Source organism: Eubacterium sp. CAG:156 (assembly GCF_000434315.1).
In the GTDB taxonomy this organism is placed as follows: Bacteria; Bacillota; Clostridia; order Lachnospirales; family Lachnospiraceae; genus Eubacterium_U; species Eubacterium_U album.
In genome coordinates this window covers 1-25,773 of record NZ_FR878132.1, presented here as the reverse complement: position 1 = coordinate 25,773, position 25,773 = coordinate 1, and the positions used below count along the sequence as shown (strand labels likewise).

At 31.1% G+C, this 25,773-nt stretch carries 20 protein-coding genes and 1 pseudogene; 20 read left to right on the top strand and 1 reads right to left on the bottom strand.

The window, feature by feature from the left end:
- Positions 1-2 precede the first annotated feature (2 nt).
- The 18 genes and pseudogenes from ABMA45_RS01425 (at position 3) to ABMA45_RS01340 (ending at position 20,381) form a co-directional block, all read left to right on the top strand.
- Positions 3-566, top strand: a complete 564-nt coding sequence (locus tag ABMA45_RS01425; RefSeq protein WP_022088101.1) for a DUF6553 family protein — start codon at positions 3-5, stop codon at positions 564-566.
- A gap of 110 nt (positions 567-676) precedes the next feature.
- Positions 677-1,297: a methylated-DNA--[protein]-cysteine S-methyltransferase gene (locus ABMA45_RS01420; RefSeq protein ID WP_022088100.1), complete on the top strand. Its 621-nt coding sequence runs from the start codon at positions 677-679 to the stop codon at positions 1,295-1,297.
- Between the two features lie 300 nt (positions 1,298-1,597).
- Positions 1,598-1,825, top strand: coding sequence for a sensor histidine kinase (locus tag ABMA45_RS01415; RefSeq protein WP_022088099.1), 228 nt, complete (start codon positions 1,598-1,600; stop codon positions 1,823-1,825).
- 293 nt (positions 1,826-2,118) lie between these two features.
- Entirely contained in the window at positions 2,119-4,551 is a 2,433-nt protein-coding gene (locus tag ABMA45_RS01410) for a cation-translocating P-type ATPase (protein WP_022088098.1), read from the top strand.
- A 271-nt stretch (positions 4,552-4,822) separates the two neighbouring features.
- A complete protein-coding gene (locus tag ABMA45_RS01405; protein ID WP_022088096.1) occupies positions 4,823-5,491 on the top strand; it encodes a response regulator transcription factor in 669 nt (222 codons plus the stop codon).
- Positions 5,488-6,501 carry a sensor histidine kinase gene (locus ABMA45_RS01400; RefSeq protein WP_022088095.1) on the top strand — a complete coding sequence of 338 codons (1,014 nt, stop codon included), beginning with the start codon at positions 5,488-5,490 and terminating at the stop codon, positions 6,499-6,501. Before ABMA45_RS01405 ends, ABMA45_RS01400 begins: the two co-directional genes overlap by 4 nt.
- Before the next feature lie 122 nt (positions 6,502-6,623).
- Positions 6,624-7,391 carry an ABC transporter ATP-binding protein gene (locus ABMA45_RS01395; protein ID WP_022088094.1) on the top strand — a complete coding sequence of 256 codons (768 nt, stop codon included), beginning with the start codon at positions 6,624-6,626 and terminating at the stop codon, positions 7,389-7,391.
- Positions 7,381-9,417 carry an FtsX-like permease family protein gene (locus ABMA45_RS01390; protein WP_022088093.1) on the top strand — a complete coding sequence of 679 codons (2,037 nt, stop codon included), beginning with the start codon at positions 7,381-7,383 and terminating at the stop codon, positions 9,415-9,417. Before ABMA45_RS01395 ends, ABMA45_RS01390 begins: the two co-directional genes overlap by 11 nt.
- 292 nt (positions 9,418-9,709) lie before the next feature.
- On the top strand, positions 9,710-11,089 hold the full coding sequence (locus ABMA45_RS01385; RefSeq protein ID WP_022088092.1) for an aminopeptidase: 1,380 nt from the start codon (positions 9,710-9,712) through the stop codon (positions 11,087-11,089).
- 283 nt (positions 11,090-11,372) lie between these two features.
- Positions 11,373-12,134: a tRNA threonylcarbamoyladenosine dehydratase gene (locus ABMA45_RS01380; protein ID WP_022088091.1), complete on the top strand. Its 762-nt coding sequence runs from the start codon at positions 11,373-11,375 to the stop codon at positions 12,132-12,134.
- 15 nt (positions 12,135-12,149) lie between these two features.
- Complete coding sequence (locus ABMA45_RS01375) at positions 12,150-13,307, top strand: ATP-binding protein (protein WP_022088090.1); 1,158 nt, start codon at positions 12,150-12,152, stop codon at positions 13,305-13,307.
- Positions 13,308-13,373: 66 nt separating this feature from the next.
- Positions 13,374-13,460, top strand: a pseudogene (locus ABMA45_RS01370) (hydrolase); the annotation flags it as partial.
- A gap of 255 nt (positions 13,461-13,715) precedes the next feature.
- On the top strand, positions 13,716-15,122 hold the full coding sequence (locus tag ABMA45_RS01365; RefSeq protein ID WP_022088088.1) for an amidophosphoribosyltransferase: 1,407 nt from the start codon (positions 13,716-13,718) through the stop codon (positions 15,120-15,122).
- A 62-nt stretch (positions 15,123-15,184) separates the two neighbouring features.
- Entirely contained in the window at positions 15,185-15,517 is a 333-nt protein-coding gene (locus tag ABMA45_RS01360; RefSeq protein WP_022088087.1) for a cupin domain-containing protein, read from the top strand.
- 415 nt (positions 15,518-15,932) lie between these two features.
- On the top strand, positions 15,933-17,123 hold the full coding sequence (locus ABMA45_RS01355) for a transglutaminase domain-containing protein (RefSeq protein WP_022088086.1): 1,191 nt from the start codon (positions 15,933-15,935) through the stop codon (positions 17,121-17,123).
- Positions 17,124-17,221: 98 nt separating this feature from the next.
- Positions 17,222-17,716, top strand: a complete 495-nt coding sequence (locus ABMA45_RS01350; RefSeq protein ID WP_022088085.1) for a DUF4358 domain-containing protein — start codon at positions 17,222-17,224, stop codon at positions 17,714-17,716.
- Positions 17,717-17,730: 14 nt separating this feature from the next.
- Positions 17,731-19,143 (top strand): MBOAT family O-acyltransferase, encoded by a 1,413-nt coding sequence (locus ABMA45_RS01345; protein ID WP_022088084.1) that lies wholly within the window; start codon positions 17,731-17,733, stop codon positions 19,141-19,143.
- 104 nt (positions 19,144-19,247) lie between these two features.
- Positions 19,248-20,381: a DHHW family protein gene (locus ABMA45_RS01340; RefSeq protein ID WP_022088083.1), complete on the top strand. Its 1,134-nt coding sequence runs from the start codon at positions 19,248-19,250 to the stop codon at positions 20,379-20,381.
- A 99-nt stretch (positions 20,382-20,480) separates the two neighbouring features.
- Here ABMA45_RS01340 and ABMA45_RS01335 read toward each other — a convergent pair whose 3' ends face one another.
- Positions 20,481-23,252, bottom strand: a complete 2,772-nt coding sequence (locus ABMA45_RS01335; RefSeq protein WP_022088082.1) for an ABC transporter ATP-binding protein/permease — start codon at positions 23,250-23,252, stop codon at positions 20,481-20,483.
- Positions 23,253-23,604: 352 nt separating this feature from the next.
- Here ABMA45_RS01335 and add point away from each other — a divergent pair, with 352 nt between their 5' ends.
- Positions 23,605-24,597, top strand: coding sequence for an adenosine deaminase (gene add / locus ABMA45_RS01330; protein WP_022088081.1), 993 nt, complete (start codon positions 23,605-23,607; stop codon positions 24,595-24,597).
- On the top strand, positions 24,597-25,496 hold the full coding sequence (locus ABMA45_RS01325; RefSeq protein WP_022088080.1) for a hypothetical protein: 900 nt from the start codon (positions 24,597-24,599) through the stop codon (positions 25,494-25,496). Before add ends, ABMA45_RS01325 begins: the two co-directional genes overlap by 1 nt.
- Positions 25,497-25,773 lie beyond the last annotated feature (277 nt).

Here is a 25,773-nt window from a genome sequence, read left to right as displayed (position 1 = left end):
ATATGCAGAATACATGGATAGAAGAATTTTATAATGAAACAAATGCAGACAACAGACTTAGAATATTAAATGATAATAAAGATAATAGTGAACTTGATTCATTTAGAGAAAAATTATGGATTGCAAGATATGGAAAAAGGAAACCTAAAAAAGATAAATTTGTTGGATACCTCATGGAAATGAAATATTTATCTGAGGGTAATTCTGTAGATATTAGTGGAAGCAAAAGAAAGCAGTTGTATGAAATAATTAATGGCTTATGTTTATTGAATTCAGATGAAATACAGGATGAAAAGCGTGAAATTTTGTTTTTGGAACTTAAAAATGTATTTTTTAAATTTATAGAAGTAAGTAAAAATGGAAGAGGATTTACGTCAGCAGTTTTTGGAATGGGACAGTTATCAGATGAAGGAATAGCAAAAAAAATCGCTGAACAAATAAGTGCGATTGCATTTTCCACTCCACATGCATTTAATTTAGATAAAGAATTTTCTATTTTACAAAAAGCCGCATTGGCAGCGTACAGAGAAAAGTATCCTAACAGAGAACATTTTCTTACGAAATAATTTTGAAAGTGTGGAATAATATAAAATTTTATAGTGTTAAATAGCAAATAAAAATGAAGTTAGAAGAAAAAAGAAAAAGTTTAAGAATAATCATAAAGAGGAAAAAGATAATGAGAACAAGACAGGAAGCAGTAGAATTTGGTTTGACATTTAAAGATACATATGTAGAAACACCATTTAGAGATGCTAACTGGCAGCTTGTAAGAGTAAAGAAAAGCAAGAAGGCATTTTTATGGATATATGAAAGAGATGGATTTATCAACTTAAATATAAAAGTTAACCCTGAATGGAGAGATTTTTGGAGAGAAACCTATAAATCTGTAATTCCCGGATATCATCAAAATAAAGAACATTGGAATACAATAATTCTTGATGGAACTGTTCCCGAAAAAGAAATAAAGAGAATGATATCTGAAAGTTATGATATTATCACAGACAGCCCGACAAAAAGAATTTATGAGGCGGTTAAGAAAATCCCAAAAGGTCATGTGGCAACTTACGGAAGAATTGCAGAAATGGCAGGCGAACCTAAAATGGCAAGAGCAGTAGGAAATGCACTTCACAAAAATCCTGATCCGGACAATATTCCATGCTTTCGTGTAGTTAATTCTAAAGGAGAATTGGCAGGAGAGTTTGCTTTTGGTGGAAAAGGAGCTCAGGCAAAACTACTTGAAGCCGATGGGGTTGAAGTAGTAAATGGAAAAGTTGATTTAAAGAAGTATGGAATATAGGGTATTTAAAGTAGTATAGGTATATGGGCATTTATAAAAGTATGGAAAATGGAGATTAAAAAAAGTATTGAATATAAGGGACAAAAGAGTATGGAATATTTTTATCTTCATACTCTCTGCAAAGGCGGTCGGGGCGCCGTATTCGTCCCATAGGTTCAGTATAATTATAAGTCAAATCAAGATAAATAAATAATCTTCAGAAATTGAAAGTGTATAAAAATCTTCTGCAAAAAAATCAAAGAATTAGATATAAAAATTTCTTATTTAAAATTTAAAGATATTACATCTTATCATGAAGAATTGCAGAAGATTAATGAGAAACTTAAAAGTGCAGAAAAAGAAAGTCAGGCAAAGACAGACTTCTTATCAAATATGTCTTATGAAATAAGAACTCCTATGAATGGAATTATAGGTATGTTAAGTCTTGCGAAAGCTCATAAAGTTAATCCAAATCTTGTTGATGAATATTTGAATAAGGCAGAAAATTTATCAAAGTTTTTATTAAGAAAGTATCTATTGCCACTGTAAAAAAAGTAGTAGTTTATATTTATTTTATTACATTAATAATTCTATATTAAGTCTTACAACCATATTATTTAAAAAAAGTAACATAATTTTAATAAATTCTTTACGATATTAACTAAAAAAATTGGTAAAATATTGTTATAAAATGATATCGAGGTTAAAAACACGACTTTGATGCTTACGGATTGTTCTGTGTTACGAACTCTTACAATCCGTCAAAAGTCATTCACCCACTTATGAATAGATATATGTGGGCTTAGATTTTTAGAACATGGCATTATAATCTAGGAGCGTATATGAAGGATAAAGAATTTAGAAAAAATAAAGAACATCGTGAACGTGTGCAAACTAACAGATACATGGCTGACGTTAATAATGGATTAAACAGACAACAGGTTGAAGAATATACTAGAAATGGCTGGACAAATGAACCGGTTGATCCACCATCAAAATCTGTACAGGAAATAATACAAAGTAATGTATTTACGTATTTTAACTTAGTATTTGCGGTACTTGCTGTATTATTAATTGTGGCAGGTTCTTTTAGAAATCTTACATTTTTACCGGTTATCATTGCTAATACATGCATTGGTATTTTTCAGGAAATAAGAGCAAAAAATACTTTGGACAAGCTTTCGGTATTAAATGCACCAAAGGCAGTAGTTGTTCGTGACGGACAAAAATGGGAGATTCCTGCAGAAGAACTTGTTCTTGATGATATTGTACTTTTTAAGGCAGGCAATCAGATATGTGCTGATGCCATCGTAGTTGAAGGTGAGGTCTCAGCAAATGAATCATTACTTACAGGTGAATCTGATGAAATAACAAAGAAACCGGGGGATCTATTAATGTCAGGAAGCTTTGTTGTTTCAGGAGAGTGTTATGCAAGACTTGATAGAGTAGGCGAAGATTCCTATATATCAAAACTTACATTAGAAGCAAAGGCAATGAACCACGAAGAACAGTCAGAAATGATTCGTGTTTTAGACAAATTAGTAGGAGTTGTAGGTATTATAATTATACCGATTGGAGTATTGCTTTTTGGACAGCAGTTTATATTTGCGAAAGCATCATTTAGCAAGAGCATTACTTCTATGGTAGCTGCAGTTATAGGAATGATTCCGGAAGGTTTGTATTTGCTTGCAAGCGTGGCATTAGTTGTAAGTGTAATGCGACTTGCATCGAAAAAAGTTCTTGTGCATGATATGAAGTGCATTGAAACTTTAGCAAGGGTAAATGTTTTGTGTGTAGATAAGACAGGAACTATAACTGAAAATACAATGGAAGTTAACGGTACAGTTCCAATGGACGGATATGATAAAGAAAATATGCCATCTATTAAAGAAATGCTTAGTGATTTTGCGGCAGGAATGTCAAGTGATAATATAACTATGGAAGCAATTAAGAATTATTTTAATTCTCCATCAGGAAAAAAGGCAGTATCAATAAGTTCATTTTCGTCAGAATTTAAATATTCAGGTGCAGCATTTGATGATGCAAATTATGTTTTAGGCGCACCGGAATTTGTCCTTAGAGATGACTATGAAAAATATAAAGAAGAAATAGAAAATTACAGTAGTGAAGGATATAGAGTACTTGTATTTGGAAAATATGATGGCGAAATAAATGGAAAAGAACTGACAGAAAAGGTTGTACCTATTGCTCTTGTATTTTTGTCAAATCCAATAAGAGAAGAGGCACCTGAAACATTTAATTATTTTGCGAATCAGGGTGTTGAAATAAAAGTAATTTCCGGTGATAATCCTATTACAGTGTCGCAGGTAGCACAACAGGCAGGAATTGAAAATGCTGAAAAATATATAGACGCAACAACGCTTGAGAGTGAAGAAGACATTCAGGAAGCAGTGCTTAGATATACAGTATTTGGACGAGTTACACCAAACCAGAAAAGACAGTTCGTGCAGGCACTAAAGAAAGCAGGAAGAACTGTTGCAATGACAGGGGATGGTGTAAATGATGTGCTTGCATTAAAAGATGCGGATTGCTCAGTGGCTATGGCGTCAGGAAGTGATGCAGCGGCTCAGGCATCTCAATTAGTATTGCTTGATTCAAATTTTGCATCAATGCCTTCAGTTGTATTAGAAGGAAGAAGAGTTGTAAACAATATAGAGCGTTCAGCAAGTTTATTTTTAGTAAAGAATATATTTTCATTTTTGCTATCACTGTTTTCAGTGTGCTTTATGATAAATTATCCGTTAGAGCCATCCCAGGTATCGCTTATCAGTATGTTTACAATAGGAATTCCGGCATTCTTCTTAGCATTGCAACCGAATAAAAACATTATACAGGGTAGTTTCCTGACGAATGTCTTAATAAAGGCACTTCCGGCGGGAATTACAGATGTGTTGGTGGTTGGAGCACTGGTTGTATTTGGACAGGTATTTGAAGTAAACGAGACGGATATATCTACAGCATGCACTATGCTTTTATCGATAGTTGGATTTATGATTTTATACAATATAAGTAAACCTATGAACACACTTCGCTGGTGCGTATGGGGAGGAAGCATAATCGGACTATTATTGTGCAGCATATATTTAGGTGATTTATTTGCAATTAGAGGAATGTCAACAAAATGCATTATGCTGTTTGTTGTATTTGCAATTGTTACTGAACCAATGATGAGATATGGAACAATGATAATTGAAAAGATTGGAAAAAGAATAACAAGAAGAATAGAAAAAAGAAAAAAAGAAAAAATGCTATAAAACTAAAGGTACGAATACTGAGCTGCTTAATGTTAGCTCAGTATTATTTTTATGTGTAAACTATAATAACCTATATAAAATAAGAGGTAAAATACTGTATTTATTAGATATGAGGGTATATAATAAACAAAAATGTTAGTATATGGTTAGGAGTAAAATATGGATATATTTGATATTGCTGGACCGATAATGGTGTGTCATTCCGGTTTTCATACAGCAGGTGCGGTTACTGAATCGGCAAAGAATTATTTAAAATAAATAAGGGGTAAAAATGTCAAAGAAAAAAATATTAATTATAGAAGACGAAAAAACTATTTGCCGGGAGCTAACAGAGCTTCTGACAAATGAAGGTTATGAAGCAGAGTATTTAGAGCAATTTGATAATGCGAAGAATGATATATTAGAGAAAAATTCAGACTTATTATTGCTAGATATAAATATTCCGGGAATAAATGGAGAAATGCTGCTTCGTGAAATAAGAAAAACATCGGATGTTCCAATTATTATGGTTACAAGTAGGACAGGTGAAACAGATGAAGTCCTGTCTATGAGTTATGGAGCAGATGATTACATAACAAAGCCATACAACCCAACAATTTTGTTGTTAAGAATTGCAGCCATATTAAAGAGAGCGGACAGTGGAAAAAATATTGCAAATTACAAAGATGCTCAGGTAAATTTTAGTAAAGGAACAATAAGCAGAAATGGGCAGGAGCTGGTTCTTACAAAGAATGAAATGATTATTTTCCAGATGCTTCTTAATAATAGAAATCGTATTGTATCTAGAGATGAGTTAATGACTGACTTGTGGGATAACAATGAATTTGTAAACGATAATGCACTTACCGTAAACATAAGCAGATTAAGGGGAAAACTAACAGAGATAGGATACAAAGATGCAATAGAAACAAGAAAAAAACAGGGGTATTGTTTAACATGAAGTTTGGCAAATATATAAAAGACAATAAAATAGTAGTGATAATATGGATAATGTTTTTTGTAATTACATTTTCCATATTTTCTGTATTTAGAATAAAATTTGAAGCCATAGTGATGTACGCAGCATTATGGCTATTTGCATTTATATTCTCTATACTTTGGGACTTTTTCAGAAAAAAGAATTACTATGATGAACTTATAAATAATACAGATGGGCTTGATAAAAAATATTTTGTAAGTGAAACAATGAAGGAACCATCATTTTATGAGGGGCAAATTCATTATCAGGTTTTACAGGATATAAATAAATCAATGATTGAAAATGTTAAAGTTTATGAAAACAGTGTTAATGATTTTAAGGACTACGTGGAAATGTGGGTTCATGAGGTCAAGCTCCCGATAGCAAGTCTTAGACTTATGTGTCATAATGATAAAATGAATAAAAAATATGTAGAACAGATTAAGAGAATTGATGACTATACAGAACAGGTTCTTTATTTTGTCAGGTCAGAAAATGCAAAGGAAGATTATAAATTTACAAAAGTTTCTCTGCAGTCTTTGATAAAAAATGTGGCAATGAAAAATAAAGATATGATTCTTGAAAATGGAATTAATTTTTCTGTCAACGATGTCGAAACCGAAGTAGTTACAGATAACAAATGGATGGAATTTATAATCAATCAGATAATGAGTAATTCATTTAAATACATGAAAGACCATGGCGAAAAAGAATTAAAAATATATAGTGAAAAAAGTGAAGAGGGAGTTGTACTGCATATCCTAGACAATGGAATTGGAATACCAAAAAGAGATTTATCACGTGTATTTAACAAGTCATTTACAGGAGAAAATGGAAGAAAATATGCAAAATCAACAGGAATGGGTCTCTATATTGCGAAAGGACTGTGCGAGCAGCTTGGACATAAAATAGATATTGAATCGGAGGAAGGAAAATACACTGAAGTCAGAATAACATTTGGAAAGAATGATTATTTTGACACGGTGGTTTAGGAAAATAATTTAAAATGGTAACATTACAAAATTGTAATGTTATGTAATATTAAAAAAACGACTAATATGTGTTTTTCATATAAAATTATGTCAGTATAAAAAATGTGAAAGGAGATTTAAATATGGAAAGCATATTAAGAATCGAACAAATAGAAAAATATTACGGAAACAAATTAAATCTTACAAAAGCAATAGACAATATTTCATTTGACGTGGATGAAGGAGAATTTGTTGCCATAATGGGAGCTTCAGGAAGTGGAAAAACAACTTTACTTAACTGTATTTCTACAATTGATAAGGTGACAAGCGGACATATATTTGTAGGCGGTGAAGACATAACAAACTTAAAAGGCAACAAGTTAAATAAATTTAGAAGAGAAAAGTTAGGATTTATTTTTCAGGACTTTAATTTACTTGATACATTAACAGCTTATGAAAATATTGCTTTGTCATTATCAATCCAGAATGTACCCGCAACAAAGATTGACGAAGCAGTAAAAAAAGTTGCAACACAACTTGGAATAGAAGAAGTTTTAAATAAGTACCCATACCAGATGTCAGGAGGTCAGAAACAAAGAGTAGCTTCATCAAGAGCACTTGTTACAAATCCTGAATTAATATTAGCTGATGAACCAACAGGAGCATTAGACTCAAAGTCAGCAAAGATGTTACTTGAAAGATTTTCGCACTTAAATAAATATTATAAAGCTACAATTTTAATGGTAACTCATGATTCATTTACAGCAAGTTATGCATCAAGAGTAATATTTATAAAAGATGGAAAAATCTTCAATGAATTAAATAGAGGTGATGATACAAGAAAGGAATTTTTCGATAAGATTATCGATGTAGTTACTTTGTTAGGAGGTGACTTAAGCGATGCTCTTTAAATTATCATTTCAAAACATTAAAAAAAGTATGAAAGACTATGCAATCTATTTTTTTACTTTGATATTAGGTGTTGCAATATTTTATATATTTAATGCAATAGAAACACAGTCGGCAATGTTAAAAATTTCAAATGACACAAGGGAAATAGTCAAATTATTAACACAGATTATGTCATGGGTTAGTGTGTTCATTGCATGTGTATTAGGATTTCTTGTAATTTACGCAAGCAGATTTTTAATGAAGAGGCGTAATAAAGAGTTTGGCCTTTATCTGGTATTAGGAATGGGAAAGAGAAAAGTTTCGTTGATTCTATTCTTTGAAACATTAATTATCGGAATTATTTCATTAGTAGTCGGAATAATTATTGGAATAGGAGCTTCTCAGTTTACAAGTTTTCTGGTAGCAAGTATGTTCCAGGCTGACATGTCAAAATATCAATTTGTATTTTCAAGTCAGGCTTGTATAAAGACCATTTTAAATTTTGTATTGATATATGTAATTGTAATTATATTTAATACTTTTAGTATTAATAAATGCAAATTAATTGATTTATTTCAGGGTAATAGAAAGAATGAGAAAATTAAATTAAAAAATCCTATTATCTGTGGAATTATTTTCGCCATTTCTATTGTAATGCTTATAATAGCATATTATAACGTTACTGCAGGATACAGTAAAATAACAAACGGAAAACAGTTAGCAATTTATATTGTAATGGGATGTGTTGGTACATTTCTATTTTTCTGGTCAGTTTCAGGATTATTACTTAAAGTTGTTTCATCAATGAAAGGAATTTATTATAAAGGATTAAATACATTTACTTTTAGACAAATGAGCAGCAGGGTAAATACGAATGTATTTTCAATGACAATAATAAGTTTAATGTTATTTATTACAATTTGTGTACTCTCAAGTGGGTTATCTATTAGGAATTCATTAAATGATAGTTTAAAGCAGGGAGTACCGGCTGATATTAACTTTAATAAAGTTGTAAATTTAAGCAAAGAAGACGGATATGGTAAGAAGGAAGTTGAAAGTTCTAATAAGAGTATTTTTCAGTTTTTTGAGGAAAACGGTTATAATATTGAACCATATTTAAAGGAATATGTAGATTTATATATTTATCAGTCAGAAAATGTTACATTGAATGACACATTAGGAAACAATGATGAAAAGGATGATTCTCCGACAATGCTTGAGGTACCGGAGAATATTGTAAAAGTTAGCGATTATAACAGACTTGCAAGATTTTACGGAAAAGATACTATTGAATTAAATGATGATGAGTATATTGTTTTATGTGACTATAGTCCAATGATAAAATTAAGAAATAAATCGTTAAAGGCAGGAGTGAAAATCAATGTATTTGGTAATGAATTAATACCAAAATACAAGGAATGCCAAGAAGGTTTTATAGAAATGTCAGGAAATCCTTCAAATACAGGAATAATAATTGTTCCTGATGGCATAGTTGATGAAAATCATAAAATAAGAGAATTTATTGCAGCTAACTATTCTATGGATGATAAGAAAGAAGTAGAAAAATTTGAACAGAAAGTAGAAAAGATTTATGATGAGACCAGATGGAATTATATGGTACCAATGGTTAATACTAAAAATAATATTATAGACAGTGCAGTTGGTATTGGAGCAATAGGTGCATTTATAGGTCTTTACATTGGAGTTATTCTTCTGATATCAGGTGCAGCAATTCTGGCTTTGAAAGAATTATCAGAAAGTGCAGATAATGTGGAAAGATTTAGAATGATTAGAAAACTTGGTGCAGATGAGAAACAGATTAATAAGGCATTGTTCAGACAGACAGCTTTGTTTTTCATATTCCCATTAGCACTTGCAATTGTTCATTCGATATTTGGAATGATGTTTTCAAAACAAATACTTGATTTTATTGGAACGAAAATGATTGGACCATCAATTGGTATGACAGCAATAATTTTACTTGTAATATATGGTGGATATTTCTTAATATCATATTTCTGCAGTAAAAATATAATAAAGGAATAATTGGTGTTTGTTTAATATATAAATATTATTTCATACACATATTTGATATTTTGTTTTTATAAAATAAAGGAGGACGTCGCTAAAACAACGCCCTCCTATTATTATTTATAAAAGAGTTATGACTTTTGAATATATTTTTTTTAATAATGTATCGCTGAAATAATGTTAATTATAAAAAAGGGGATAGTGCTTTATATTGACTTGTATAAATAATTCTTCTAAAATGGTGGCAGAATAAAAATAGAAAAAGATTTAAAAGTCTTGAACATAGATTTGGAAAGGAATGAGCAATATGGAAAGAAAAAATGCATGGAAGACATATGATGAAGCACAGATGAAAGAATTACAGCAGTTAAATGCAGATTACATTAATTTTTTGTCAGAGTGTAAAACTGAGAGAGAATGTGTAAAAGACACAGTAAGAAGAGTAGAAGAAAAAGGATATATAAGTATTGAAAAGGCGATGGAAGAAAATAAAACTTTACAGCCGGGCGATAAAATTTATGCTGTATGCATGAATAAGACAGTTGCTTTATTTAACATAGGAAATAAGCCACTTGAAAAAGGAATGAATATTTTAGGTGCTCATGTGGATTCTCCAAGAATGGACATAAAGCAGAATCCTTTATATGAAAAAGAAGGAATGGCATATTTAGATACTCACTATTATGGTGGAATTAAAAAATATCAGTGGGTTACACTTCCTTTAGCAATACATGGTGTTATTGTAAAAAAAGATGGAACAACAATTGATGTAAATATAGGAGAAAAACCGGAAGACCCTGTATTTTGTGTAACAGATTTACTTATTCATCTTGCATCTGCCCAGATGGAAAAGAAAGCTGCTAAGGTAGTTGAAGGTGAAAATCTTGATATATTAATTGGAACAATTCCTTTAAATGATGAAGAGAAGGAAGCAACAAAGAAAGGCGTTTTAAAGATTTTAGAAGAACAGTATGAAATGGAAGAAGAAGATTTCATGTCAGCTGAACTTGAAGTAGTGCCTGCAGGCAGAGCAAGAGAAATGGGATTTGACAGAAGTATGATTATGTCATACGGTCAGGATGATAGAGTTTGTGCATTTACATCTTTAATTGCAATGCTTGACATGGAAAGCGTAGATAAAACATCATGCTGCCTTTTAGTAGATAAAGAAGAAATCGGAAGTGTTGGTGCAACAGGTATGCAGTCAAGATTCTTTGAAAACACAGTAGCTGAACTTCTTAATTTAACAGGAGAATATAGTGAAATTAAACTTAAAAGATGCCTTGCAAACAGCAGAATGTTATCATCTGATGTAAATGCTGCATTTGATCCTTTATACGCAGACGTATTCCAGAAAAACAGCTCATCATTTATGGGCAAAGGTGTTGTATTTAACAAATTCACAGGACGAGGCGGAAAATCAGGTTCTAATGATGCAAATGCAGAATATTTAGCTGATTTGCGAAAGATTATGGATGATAATGGTGTTAATTTCCAGATGGCGGAACTTGGAAAAGTTGATGCAGGCGGTGGCGGAACAATCGCTTATATTATGGCATTATATGGAATGGAAGTTATTGACAGTGGTGTGGCAGTATTAAGTATGCATGCCCCATGGGAAGTAACAAACAAGGCAGATGTATATGAAGCATACAGATGCTACAAAGCATTTTTAAAGGACGCATAGAAATAAAGTTGTTTATATTTAAAGATGTTAGGAGCAAAAACCCCTTACTTTGATGAAATTTATTTGAAAATTCAAATACAGGTTTTTATATAACAATTACCAATTTTATAGTACAATAATAAGCTGTGGTTTTATGATTTAGACATATAAGACCGCAGCTTATTATTCGTTGACAAAAATATTATGTAATTTTATAATTATCCTATTAGAACAGTAGGAAAAAGGAAATGAATTTCTTATTGAATAAATGAGAAAATACAATAGAAAGATAGAGAGATAAAATATGTTAAATCAGTTTTCAAGAACAGAACTTTTATTTGGAAAAGAAGCGATGGAAACATTGGCAAATAAGAGAGTAGCAATATTCGGTATAGGTGGTGTCGGTGGCTATGTATGTGAAGCACTTGTACGTAGTGGAGTTATGCATTTTGACCTTATAGATGATGATAAAGTCTGCCTTACTAATTTAAACAGACAGATTATTGCTACAAGAAAGACTGTAGGTAAATATAAAACTGAAGTTATGAAGGAAAGAATTTTAGAGATTAATCCTGACGCAGAAGTACAGATACACAATTGTTTCTTCCTTCCTGAAAATGCAGATGAATTTCCGTTTGACAAATATGATTATATTGTAGATGCGGTAGATACTGTTACGGCAAAGATTTCTTTGGTAATGAAAGCTAAAGAATTAAATATACCTATTATAAGTTCAATGGGAGCAGGAAATAAATTAGACCCTACAATGTTTAGGGTTGCAGACATTTACAAGACAAAAGTCTGTCCATTGGCTAAAGTTATGCGCCGTGAATTAAAGAAGCGCGGAGTTAAGAAGTTAAAGGTAGTTTATTCAGAAGAAATGCCAAAGAGACCAATTGAAGATATGGCAATAAGTTGTAAAACTCACTGCATTTGCCCACCTGGAGCTAAGCACAAATGCACGGAAAAAAGAGACATTCCGGGAAGTGTAGCATTTGTTCCTTCAGTTGTGGGATTAATTATCGCAGGAGAAGTATTAAAAGATTTGGCACAGATACAAAGGTAATATGGGAGATTATATATGAGTGTTTCAATAGAACAGTTAAAATCCATGAACGCGGATGAATATCAGTTAATAGATATGCGAAATGAATCAGAGATTGCACACGGAGAAATTCCGGGAGCAATAGCTATTCAGGCAGAAGAAATAGAAAATAGTGAATTGGTTGATAAATCAAAAAAATTAATTATTTGCTGCAGCAGAGGACAAAATAGTATAGAGGTAGCAGAAAATCTTGTGGAAAAAGGATATGATGCTGAAAGTTTAGAAGGCGGATATATTGCATGGCTTTTAGATATGATGAAAGAAAAAGAAGCAGAAGATATAAGCAAAGATGTTGAGCAAAGCCTTCGTAAGAAATTTAAGAAAAAAATCTGGTGCAAATTTACAAAAGCAATTAATCAGTATGAACTTGTAAAAGAGGGAGACAGAATTGCCGTATGTATTTCAGGTGGAAAAGATTCAATGCTTATGGCTAAGCTTTTTCAGGAATTAAAGCTTCATAATAAATTTGAATTTGATGTTAAGTTTTTAGTTATGGACCCGGGATACAGCCCTGCTAACAGAAAAGTTATAGAGGAAAACGCAAGAAAATTAAATATCCCAATTCATATATTTGAATCAGATATATTTGAGTCGGTGTTCAATGTTGAAAAATCTCCATGTTATTTGTGTGCAAGAATGAGAAGAGGACATTTGTATCATTTTGCACAGGAATTAGGATGCAATAAGATTGCATTAGGACATCATTATGACGATGTTATAGAAACAATACTTATGGGAATGCTTTATGGTTCTCAGATACAGACAATGATGCCAAAACTTCACAGTACAAATTTTGAAGGGATGGAATTAATCAGACCATTGTATCTTGTAAGAGAAGATGACATTAAGGCGTGGAGAGATTATAACAATTTAAGATTTATTCAGTGCGCATGCAAATTTACAGATACATGTACTACATGTAATAATGAGGAAAACAAATCTAAGAGAGTTGAAATTAAGGAACTTATAAAAACATTAAAGCAGACAAACCCTTATGTTGAAGGAAATATTTTTAAGAGCATAGAAAATGTTAACTTAGATACTGTTGTTGCATACAAAAAAGATGGTGTTAAACATCATTTCTTAGATACTTATGATCTTCCAAAGACTAACGGAGAAAATAAGTATGAATAAAAAAGAAATAGAAACAGCTTTTATAAAATCAATTCCAATAATGTGCAGTTATTTATTTGTAGGAATGGCATTTTACATGATCTTGATTTTGAAATGTACCCGGAGGAGCATTGCATAAAAGAACAGGAGATAATGAGAGAGCGTGGGGCAGATATGCTTGGATGGACATTAGATGATTTAATAACACAGACAATAGAAGCTATGAAAACATTCAGACCATAAATAGTAAAAATGCTTGGTTGGAAATATTTCAAAACTGTTTATTAAAATTGCTATTTATGCTACAAAACAGTAGAACCTTATAAACTTTTCTGCTAAAATATATTGGTTGAGATTAGAATCCCGTCTAAAAATGCAGACGGTGATAAACAAAAGTAAAATATATTATAGAATACGAGGTAATAACTAATGGGTGGATTTTTTGGAGTGGCATCTAAAGAAGATAGCGTTTTTGACTTGTTTTTTGGAATTGATTATCATTCACATTTAGGAACAAGACGTGGTGGAATGGCAGTTTATGGAGAAGACGGATTCAATCGTTCAATTCATAATATTGAAAATTCTCCTTTCCGTACAAAATTTGATAAAGACATACAGACGATGAAGGGAAAATACGGAATTGGTTGTATTTCAGATTATGAACCACAGCCATTAATTGTACGTTCACATCATGGTACATATGCACTTACAACAGTTAGTAAGATTAACAATATGGATGAACTTACAAAGATGTTATTTGACAAAGGTCATTCACATTTTCAGGAGATGAGTGGTGGAGAAATTAATGCTACAGAGCTTGTTGCTGCACTTATAAATCAAAAAGATAACCTTATCGAAGGAATGAATTATGCACTTGAAAAAATAGACGGTTCATTATCAATCTTACTTATGAATCATGCAGGAATTTATGCTGCAAGAGATAAATACGGAAGAACACCGATTGTAATCGGAAGAAAAGAAGGTGCATTTTGTGCGTCATTTGAAAAGTTTGCTTATAAAAATTTAGGATATACAGATTATAAAGAATTAGGTCCTGGAGAAATTGTAGTTATGACAGAAAACAATTGCATAACTCTTCAAAAACCAGGTGATGATATGAAAATCTGTACATTTTTATGGGTATACTATGGTTATCCGGCAAGTTCATATGAAGGTGTAAGTGTAGAACAGATGAGATATAACTGTGGAATGAAGATGGCACAGAGAGATAATGTTAAGCCTGATATTGTAGCAGGTGTACCAGATTCAGGTATTGCACATGCTGTTGGTTATGCAAATGAATCAGGAATCCCATTTTCAAGACCATTTATCAAATACACACCAACATGGCCTCGATCATTCATGCCAACAATTCAGAGTAAGAGAAATTTAATTGCAAAAATGAAATTGTTAGCAGTAGAAGAATTAATTAAAGATAAAAGCCTTTTATTAATTGATGACTCAATTGTAAGAGGAACACAGCTTAGAGAAACAACAGAATTTTTATATGAGAGTGGTGCTAAGGAAGTACATATAAGACCTGCATGCCCACCATTATTATATGGCTGTAAATATTTGAATTTCTCACGTTCATCATCAGAAATGGAATTAATTACAAGAAGAGTTATAGAGAGACTTGAAAATGGAAATGTAACAGATGAAGTTTTAGAAGAATATGCTAATCCGGATTCTGAAAAATATGAATGTATGGTTGAAGAAATCAGAAAAGAACTTAACTTCACATCATTAAAATTTAACAGATTAGATGATATGTTAGATTCAGTAGGAATAGATAAATGTAAATTATGTACATATTGCTGGGATGGAAAAGAATAATATTAATATTTTTTATGCAAATGCAAATAATAAGCAGTAGCATAATATAAGAGGTGAATTAAATGGAACAGTTAATTAAAAATATTAGTAAAGCAGAAGTTCTGACTTTAAAAGAACAGGTATCTTATCAGGAAGGACAGGTAGTCAGTAAGACTCTTGCACAGAATGATGCTGTAAGTGTTACATTATTTTCATTTGATAAAGGTGAAGAAATAAGTACTCATGAATCAGGCGGAGATGCATTTGTAACATGTCTTGACGGAGTTGGGGAAATTACAATTGATGGAAAAAAATATGAACTTCATGAAGGAGAATCAATTGTAATGCCAGCAAAACATCCACATGCAGTTCATGGTAAAGAACAGTTTAAAATGCTTTTAGTAGTTATTTTTTAGTTTAAGACGTGAGATTGATATTTCTACTTTTAGGAGAAAAATGAAAGATACACAGAGAAACTACTTAACAAATCAAAAATATAAAACAGATAAGTAATTTGTAATGATTAAAAGTAATTGATAAAATAAACAGCTCTAAACTTTTCATAATATAAAGTTTAGAGCCGTTTATTTTGAAATCATATCAGATTGCTTTTTTTTATTAAAAAAATATCTGTTTATGTAACGATTGTATAAAAATTATGAAATAATAGTAATAACGTTGTTATAGGTACTTAAGAAAAAATTAAAAAATTTCATAACAATATATGCACCATTACAATAATATAATGTGATTAGAAATAAAAAGAAGCATTGAGACTTTAGAGTTTTTACCGCGTTATCTAAAATTCAGATTACAAAAAAGGAGTAAATCATGGAAAAGAAAAAATGGATTGCAGTATGGTGTATTTTAGCTGTACTGGTAGTAGGAATGGGAGCAAGTATTACATTAAGTGCTGTAATGTTTAATAAAGTCAGTGGATTAAAGACAAGTGTTGACAGTACCCTTGCAAAAGATGAGGATGTGGCACAGGAAGATGATGTTGTTATTGCTGACGAATACACAATTAAATCAACAAAAAATATTTCTGATGCATATAAAGAAGGAAGAGAAAATTCTTTAAGCAAGGAAGATAAAGATACTCTTGATATGGCTAAGAAAGTTCTTGATGAAATAATAACAGATGGAATGTCAGATTATGAAAAAGAACTTGCTGTGTACAATTGGATGGTAAAAAATATAAAAAATGATTCAGGAATGATGTCTGTTATTCCAACATCAGGTCAGAACGCAGCAACTCCAAATGGTGTTTTAAAATCTAAAACAGCGGTTTGTGTAGGATATGCAACAACTTTCAGATTATTTATGCAGATGATGGATATTGAATGTAAGGTAGTACATACAACTGACAGAATCCATTCATGGGATGAAGTAAAACTTGATGGTGAATGGTATCATACAGATATTTATTCAGATGCAGGAAGTCCAAATTATTCACATTTTAATATGAATGATAAAGAATGTAGTGACAATTATGAATGGAATACAGATTTCTTCCCGGCAGCAACAGGAACAAAATATAACTACGCAGTAGTGAATAATGAAAAATTAGATGATGTATATAAACTTCCAAAGAAAATAAAAAAAGCAATCGAAGATAAGAAATATTTTCTCGCTTATAATTTAGGGCAGGATGTAGATGATGAAAAAGTCAGCATAATAAATGCAATTGTACAGTCGATTTCAAATTATGTTACAGATAGTTATAATTTATCAGCTAATTTGATTGATGCAGACAATGGCGATAAAGTAATGGCTGTATATATCTCATCTTATAACGATACATCAGCTATGGATAATTTATCAGATAAGGTTACTGAGAAGATTAACAAAGCTGTAGATAAAGCTTTTAGTGATTTTGCAGAAATGTCAGGAATGGAAGACGAAGATTTAGGAGACATAACAAGTAATTCAAGAACAATTGGTTCATCAGATGAAGCAATAGAGAATGAAAGCTTAAATGAAGGAGCAGCTGATGAAAGCGAATCAGGAGCAGCTGAATAAGAAAACTTATGTGAACTTAGGTCTTTTGATTCTGGTAACATAAAAGATTTTAATGAGAGGAGTCCAAGGTGCTGTAATGGCACCTTGGAAATATTAATATGAAAAATAAGTTTATTAAAAAAATATTTAACATTGCATTAGTGTGTGTATTTGCAATTCAGTTGGTTGGATGTGGAAATAACAATAATAAAATAGATATGACTAAACTTGAAAAAACAATGATGGCAGCAGACACAGATATGCCAACAATGTTAGCAGTAAATTCTGATTCAGATAATACAAAAGATTTATTTGCGTATCTTTCGGATATGGATTACAGTAAGGTTGACAAATATTTTTTAGATTATGCACAGGAAGGAACGGCTGAAGAGGTTGCTGTTATCAGAGTTAAAAACAGCAAAGACGTAGATGAAGCAAAAAAGAGCCTTGAAAAACATATTAAGGACAGAATTGCATTTTACAAAAGTTATGACCCAACACAGGTAGACAGAGCAAATGATGCACAGATATTTGTTAAAGATGATTATGCTGTTTTAATTGTAAGTGATAATGCAAGTGAAATAAAGAAAGCATTTGAAGATAGCTTTAAATAAAAAAGGAAAAATATATGGTATTTAGCAGCGGAGTTTTTTTGTTTTTATTTTTGCCTATCGTATTGGCAGTATATTATATATGCCCTGGAAAGCTAAGAAATACAGTACTATTTGTATTCAGCCTTATTTTTTATGCATGGGGTGAACCAATATATGTTGGAATAATGATTTTCTCAACAGCATTTGACTATTGTAATGGAATGCTGATAGAAACATTTAGAAAAAAACATAATGAAAAAATCTGCAAAATCGTAATGATAATGTCGGTATTTGTAAATTTGGGAATACTGGCATTTTTCAAATATACGGATTTTGTAATTACAAATATAAATAATTTATTTGGTGCATCTGTATCATTATTGCAGATAGCCCTTCCGATAGGTATATCATTTTATACATTTCAAACATTATCTTATACAATAGATGTTTATCTTGGAAAAGTTAAAGTTCAGCACAATATAATAAATTTTGGAATGTATGTGAGCATGTTCCCGCAATTGATAGCAGGACCGATTGTAAGATATAGTGATGTTGAAAATCAGATAGCCAGACGAAATGAAAATATAGATGATATAGCAAATGGTTTTAGAAGATTTATTGTTGGACTTTCTAAGAAAATACTCGTAGCAAATCAGGTCGGAAATTTATGGGACGAAATATCGGCAATGTCTTCAATCACTACATCAATGGCATGGGTAGGAGCTATCGCATATACTTTTCAAATTTATTTTGATTTTTCAGGGTATTCGGATATGGCAATTGGCTTAGGGCAAATGTTTGGATTTAAATTTCCTGAAAATTTCAACTATCCATATGAGTCAAAAAGCATTACTGAGTTTTGGCGCAGGTGGCATATGACTCTTGGAACATGGTTTAGAGAATATTTGTACATACCACTTGGTGGAAATAAAAAAGGAGTTCCAAGACAGATATTTAACTTATTTATAGTTTGGTTCTTAACAGGATTATGGCATGGTGCAGGTTGGAATTTTGTCTGTTGGGGATTATATTTCTTTATAATTTTAGTTTTGGAAAAATTTGTGTTAAAAAAAGTGTTAAATAAATGCCCAAATATTTTAAAACATATCTATTCATTGATTTTAATAGTATGTGGCTGGGTTATATTTGCATGTACTGACATGTCAGAAATGGGTACATTCTTTAAGGCAATGTTTGGAATTAAAACTCCGTTTCTTGGAGAAATGTCTTTATATTATATAGGATCATACGCAGTTATTTTAATAATTGCAGCTATAGCAAGCACAAAATTACCAAAATATATTGTAGGTCAGGTTGCAATTAAAATGAATGTTTCAAATAATGTTAAATTAATTGTAAGTAATGTGGCATGTTTAATTCTGTTCTTTATATGTGTTGCATTTTTAGTAGGAGATTCATATAACCCGTTTTTATATTTTAGATTTTAAAGGAAAGGGTAAGTATATTTTTAATAGAGATATGTGTTTATACTATAAGAAAAAATTAGTATTAATATGTAAGTCTTGTTAGAAGAACATTAAAAGGTGAAAATATGAGAAAAATAAATTGTATATTTGTCATTGTGATGGTACTTATTCTTGCCGGAACGGGAATAGAGATTTTTGCCACAAAGGATAGAAGCTTTTCGGAGAATGAAAACAGATATTTAGAGGAAAGACCCCAAATTAGTTTAAGCAATATAGAAAATACTGATTTTCAAAAGTCATTAGAAAATTTTATTAGTGACCAGATTCCTGAAAGAGAAAAATTGATTACTTTAAGGAGCGTGGCTAAAGAGTTAACGGGAATTAAGGATATAGAAGGAGCTTACATTGGAAAAGATGGTTATTATCTTGAAAAAATAACAAATGAAGATGTGAGTGAAGAACAGCTGAAAAATAATATAAGATACATAAATACATTTTTTAATAAAAATAAAGAACTTAAAAGTTATGTAATGTTAATTCCTGGTTCCGGAAATATATTAACTGATAAATTACCAAAACATGCAGATGTTTACGACTATAATTATTATGAAAAAATAGTAGAAAAGGAATTTACAAACAATGCAGACAATAATACTCAAATCGTAAATACATATGATGCATTGAAGAAATTATCGAAAGATTATATTTATTATAAGACAGACCACCATTGGACAACTAAAGGTGCATTTATTGCTTATAATGAATTTTGTAAAGTGGAGGGAATTGAAAGTGAACCTTATGAAAATTTGGAAATGAAAAATGTGACAGATAAATTTTATGGAACATTATATTCAAAGGTTCTTGATAAAAAGAAAAAAGGCGATTCGATAGAAATAGCAGAAAATATTCCCCAATGTAATGTGATGATTAATGGTAAAAAATCAGAAATTTACCATATAGATAAATTAAAAGAAAAAGATAAATACCAGGTATTCTTTGGTGGAAATTATGGTGTAGTTAGTATTGAAAACAATGAGGTAAATAACGATAAAAATTTGTTAATAATAAAAGATTCATATGCAAATAGTTTTACACCATTTTTATTAAAAGATTATAAGACAATTACAATTGTGGATTACAGATATTTTAGTGGAAATCTTCAAAGTATTGTAGAATCTAATAATATAACAGATGTGCTTGTTTTATATGAAATGAGCAATTTTATGAAAGATAAGAATTTGGTAAAGATGATGTTTTAGTCTGAAATATACTTAAAGCCCGGAGTGTGGACAACGCCCCGGGCTTTAGTATAAAAGTGTTTATCATATATATAAATCACAGATATTTTAAGAATTAATTTATTCACTTCTCAACGCTGCAACAGGGTCTTTCTTTGCTGCCTTTTTAGCAGGAATAAATCCGCCAATCAACGTTAAAATAACACTTAAAACAATTAATATAATTCCACTTTGAACAGGTAAAAATGCATTTACATTAGTTGAGTCTGTAACTGCATGAATAATTGCATTTATAGGAAGCAGTAGAAGACAGGTTATTCCTATACCTATCATTCCGGAGAATAGTCCTATAATAAATGTTTCAGCATTAAATACCTGAGAAATATTTTTCTTTGATGCACCAATTGCACGAAGAATACCAATCTCTTTTGTTCTTTCAAGTACAGATATATAAGTTATAATACCAATCATAATAGATGAAACTATAAGAGAAACTGCAACGAAAGCAATTAATACATAAGTTATTACATTAATAATTGTAGTGATACTTGACATAAGTAAAGCAACGTAATCAGTATATGTTATTTTATCCTTATCGTCCTTTACATCTTTATTATACTTGTCAATACAATCAGATATTGAATCCTTATCTTCAAATGTATCAGCATAAATGCTAATTGATGAAGGAGCGCCAAGGCTTACGTATCCAAAATTTTTCATATTATCATCATAGCTTCCAACATCTATATAGTTATCATATATAGAAAGCATTTCTTCATCTTTAGGATTCTCTAAATATGAATCAAGCATGGCAGCTAACTGGGTTTCAGTCATTGAATCAAGCATTTGAATCTGCTCAGGAGAACCAGCATATGCAGTCATTGCCATGGATTTCCACATATTTGCTTTGTCTGATGTAGAAAGGTTTGACAAATAAGTTTTGGCATCATCAATTTTTATACTGTCATTGTCCGGATTAAAATGTAAACCGTTTAATACATTTACGTCAGGACTATTTTTTTGAGCTTTAACAATATCACTTTTATTTCCATAATTAATTAAATAATTAGTAAGAGCCTTAGTGTAGCCAACACTTCCTGATATTTGAATATTAGATGAGTCATCTGAAGTCTGTCGGATGATACCTGAAACTTTCAAAGTAATACCTGATTTTAGTAATTCTTCAACTTTATTATTGTCATTGCCAACATATTTAAATAAATCAGATTTATTTTTCTGATAAAGGTCGCTATCCGCAATTAAATAAAAGTTGTGATTACATATGTCTTCATATGATATCTTGGAAGTTTCAGGATTGACTTCTTCCCCTTTATTAATTTGCTTTAAAATATCTTTATAATCTTTTGATGGTAAAAGCCCAAGATAATAAAGAGTAGTAAGTGATACTTCATTATTTTTATCTAAAACAAGAACAACTTCATCATAAACTTTAGGCCAGTCACCATATACAACTTTATAATTATCTTTTATGACATCACTTACGAGTTCATCATTTTTGCCGGATAACATTTCAGCAAATGGACTGCTATTTATATTTCCTGTCATCATATCGGTGCTCATAGAAGTACTCATATCCGCATTCATTGAGACTGACATACTGCCATTCATTTGGGCAATTGAACTTGTATTAGAATTAGAATTTGAAAATGTGCTTCCATTAGTATTTACAAGAGTATTGTCTGAATCATAAGAAAATACAGAAAATGGAACATCATAAGAATAGACAATTCCGTTTTCACCAACATAATTGTTGATTTCACTGTCCTTATTATCAAGATATTTTTTAAATTCAGTCAAATTATTTTCGCTAATACTTGTTGCCATTTTACTTGTCATCATAATATCGGTTCCATTTGAAAAAACAGCATTTAATTTATGATTAACTTTCTTTTTAGAAGCCTGTTCGCCGGCATTCATCATGCTGGAAAGGTCAAAGGTTTTTTGCTCTATGGTTATTGGATATGAAGTCATGGTATCCTTTTGAATATCAGTGATGTATTGATTGACACCTGTTGAAAGCGATAATATTAATGCAATTCCAATAATTCCTATTGAGCCTGCAAATGCAGTTAAAAATGTTCTCCCTTTCTTGGTTTTTAAATTATTAAAACTAAGGGCAAGAGAAGTCAAGAACGACATTGACGATTTACCCATATTTTTATGCTCGGGCGGAGCTATTTTTTTGTCATTAAGTTCAAATGGATTAGAATCATCTAATATATGACCGTCTTTTACTCTGACAATTCTGTTTGCATAGAGATTTGCAAGTTCAGGGTTATGAGTAACCATAATGACAAGTTTGTCTTTAGCAACTTCCTTTAAAAGTTCCATAACCTGAACACTTGTGTCACTGTCTAATGCTCCCGTAGGCTCATCAGCAAGTAAAATATCAGGATTATTAACTAAAGCTCTGGCGATTGCAACACGTTGCATCTGACCACCTGAAAGCTGATTTGGACGTTTGTGAATCTGTTCACCAAGCCCCACATCCGTAAGAGCCTGCTTAGCTCTTTCCTTGCGTTCTTTTTTTGAAATTCCTGAAATTGTAAGCGCCAATTCAACATTTGATAAAATGGATTGATGAGGTATAAGATTGTAACTTTGAAATACAAATCCTATAGTATGATTTCGGTAAGAATCCCAGTCTTTATCTTTGTATTTTTTTGTGGAAATTCCATTTATAATCAAATCTCCGGTATCATATCGGTCAAGACCTCCAACGATATTAAGTAATGTAGTTTTACCGGAACCGCTAGGCCCTAAGATTGCAACGAATTCATTGTCACGAAAATTCAAACTCACATTATTGAGGGCAGTTTGCACAAAATCACCGGTTGTATATTTTTTTGAAATATTTTTAATTTGCAGCATAAATCCTCCTAAGATTTTTAAGTAGATGTATGGGTAATTTATATATCAATTATAAAAAAGACAAAGCTAAAATCCTATAAATATGTTATGTCTATATAAGAGTATTCTTTAAAATTTATGCCCGCCAAAAAATAATAAATTTTCTTATACAAAACCCAATAATATCATAACTATAGTTTATAAATAAAATAACAATATTTTGTTAACAAATTTTTGTTAACAAATAATTATTTAGGAGTATAATTAAAGAAAAGAGGAAACAAAATGAATGAAGTTCATTTTAATAAGTGTTTACGCTAAACAGCCACTGACAAAAGGGAGGGGCATTATATATTAAAGGATAGGTGCGGATATGAAAAAAAGATATATTGAGTTGCATCTTCATTTAGATGGAGCAATTACGCCTGATATAGCAAAAGATTTGGCAGCATTGCAGAAAATAAAACTTCCATATAAAGACGAACGTGAATTAGAAAAAGCTCTTATGGTTTCTAAAGATTGTAGAAGTTTAAATGAGTTTTTGGAATGCTTTAAATTACCTTGTAGTTTACTGCAGACAAAAGAAGGAATAGCGAGAGCTGTTTATTTGGTTCAGGAAAACATAAAAAGACAAGGTGTAGTATATGCGGAAATAAGATTTGCACCACAACTTCATATGGATAAAGGTTTGACTATGAGAGAAGTTATTGAAAGTGCTTTGGACGGATTAAAGAAGTCTGATTTGAAATGTAATCTTATTTTATGTTGTATGAGAATGGCTGATAACAAAGAACAGAATTTAGAAACAGTTAAACTTGCAAAAGAATATTTGATAAATGAAGAAAGCAGTGAAGATTACGGAGTAGTTGCACTGGATTTAGCAGGAGCTGAGGCATTATATAAAACAGAACAATTTATTGATGTTTTTAAACTTGCAAACGAATTAAATGTACCATTTACTATACATGCAGGGGAGGCCGATGGCGCAGAAAGTGTAAAAAAAGCAGTTGAATTTGGCGCAAAAAGAATAGGACATGGAGTAAGAAGTGTAGAGAATTTGGCACTTATGAAAGCACTTTCAGAGAAAAAAATATGTTTGGAAATGTGTCCTACAAGTAATTTGCAGACAAAAGCAATTGAAAAGATTGAAGATTTTCCGATAAGAGAGTTTATGAAATTAGGAATTCCTGTTACAATTAATACAGATGATATGGCAATATGTGGAACGGACATGGGGCATGAGATGAACTTAATAAGAAATAAATTTGACATTACGGATAATGAAGAAAGTGAAATTTATGCAAATGCAGTAAGATATTCATTTGCTAAAAATAAGATTAAAAAACAACTAATGGAGGTACAATAATGGCAGAAAAAGTAGAATTTTCCAGCAAGCAGATGTTGGATTGGATGGGATATATTGCAGATATGTTGCAGATAAGTCCGGAAAAAATTAAGTTGTTAAATACATGCAGCAAAAGAAGAAATGTATTGGCAACAATAGCAACTCATAAGAGAGTTTTGATTTTTGCTGATGAAACAAATGAAAATATGCTTTATAAATTATGGGAAGCAGGATACGGCGATTATGAAATGTATTACGGACAAGGATATGAGCCGGGTGAAATGAAACACTGTAAAGTATTTGAACTCATGGATGTAAATATAAGTGGACCTACAGTTATTTTTGTAGTAAATGAAAATACACGTGAGTCTATGATATTTGGAATGAAAAATGAAAACTTTTCAACAGGTAGTGTAAAATATGTTGGACACGAAATCCGCTCCGTAATTATGAATAAGTTAGAAATGGATGTAAGGGATACAGTGCTTATTGCCAGTGGTGAAAGTATTGTAATAGAAGCATCAATGGTTGCATATGAAGGTGTGGTAATTGCTGTTGAAAGAGATAAAGGTTCACTTGCATCAATGGAAGAAAATGCAGCAAAATTTGGAGTACATAATGTAGAAATAGTATCGGATTTAACAGAAGAAGCATTAAAGGATAAGCCGGTTCCAAGACTTGCTTTTCTAGTTGCACAAAAGGATACAATTGAGCAGGATATTGTAACACTTAAAAAGATAAATCCGGATATGAAAATTATAATATATACTTTAGAGCTTGATATACTTTCAGATATTCCATATTTATTCAAGAAACATGGAGTTAATTTGTCTGAAGTAATGCAGATATCTGTTTCAAAGACAGATAAGGACAGTGTATTTGTTGCACAGCCTGCACCATGGATAATTTCAGGTGAATAAATGGGCACGCCAAAGGTCTTTCACACACTTATGAGTAAATTCATGTGAGCTTATACCTTTTGGCCTTAGTAATATATATAATATTTAATATAAGATGCTGTTTCGATAGCAAATTTAATTTACTATCGGAATGGCATCTTTTTTTATGAAGTAACAGATCTGTTTATAGTATTAAATATGTATCGCTCGACTAAGAAAATCCATAAACAACTAAAAAATTGTGGAAAATGTATAAAAATAAATTCTAAAAGAGAAAAAAATAGGTGATTTTTTATTG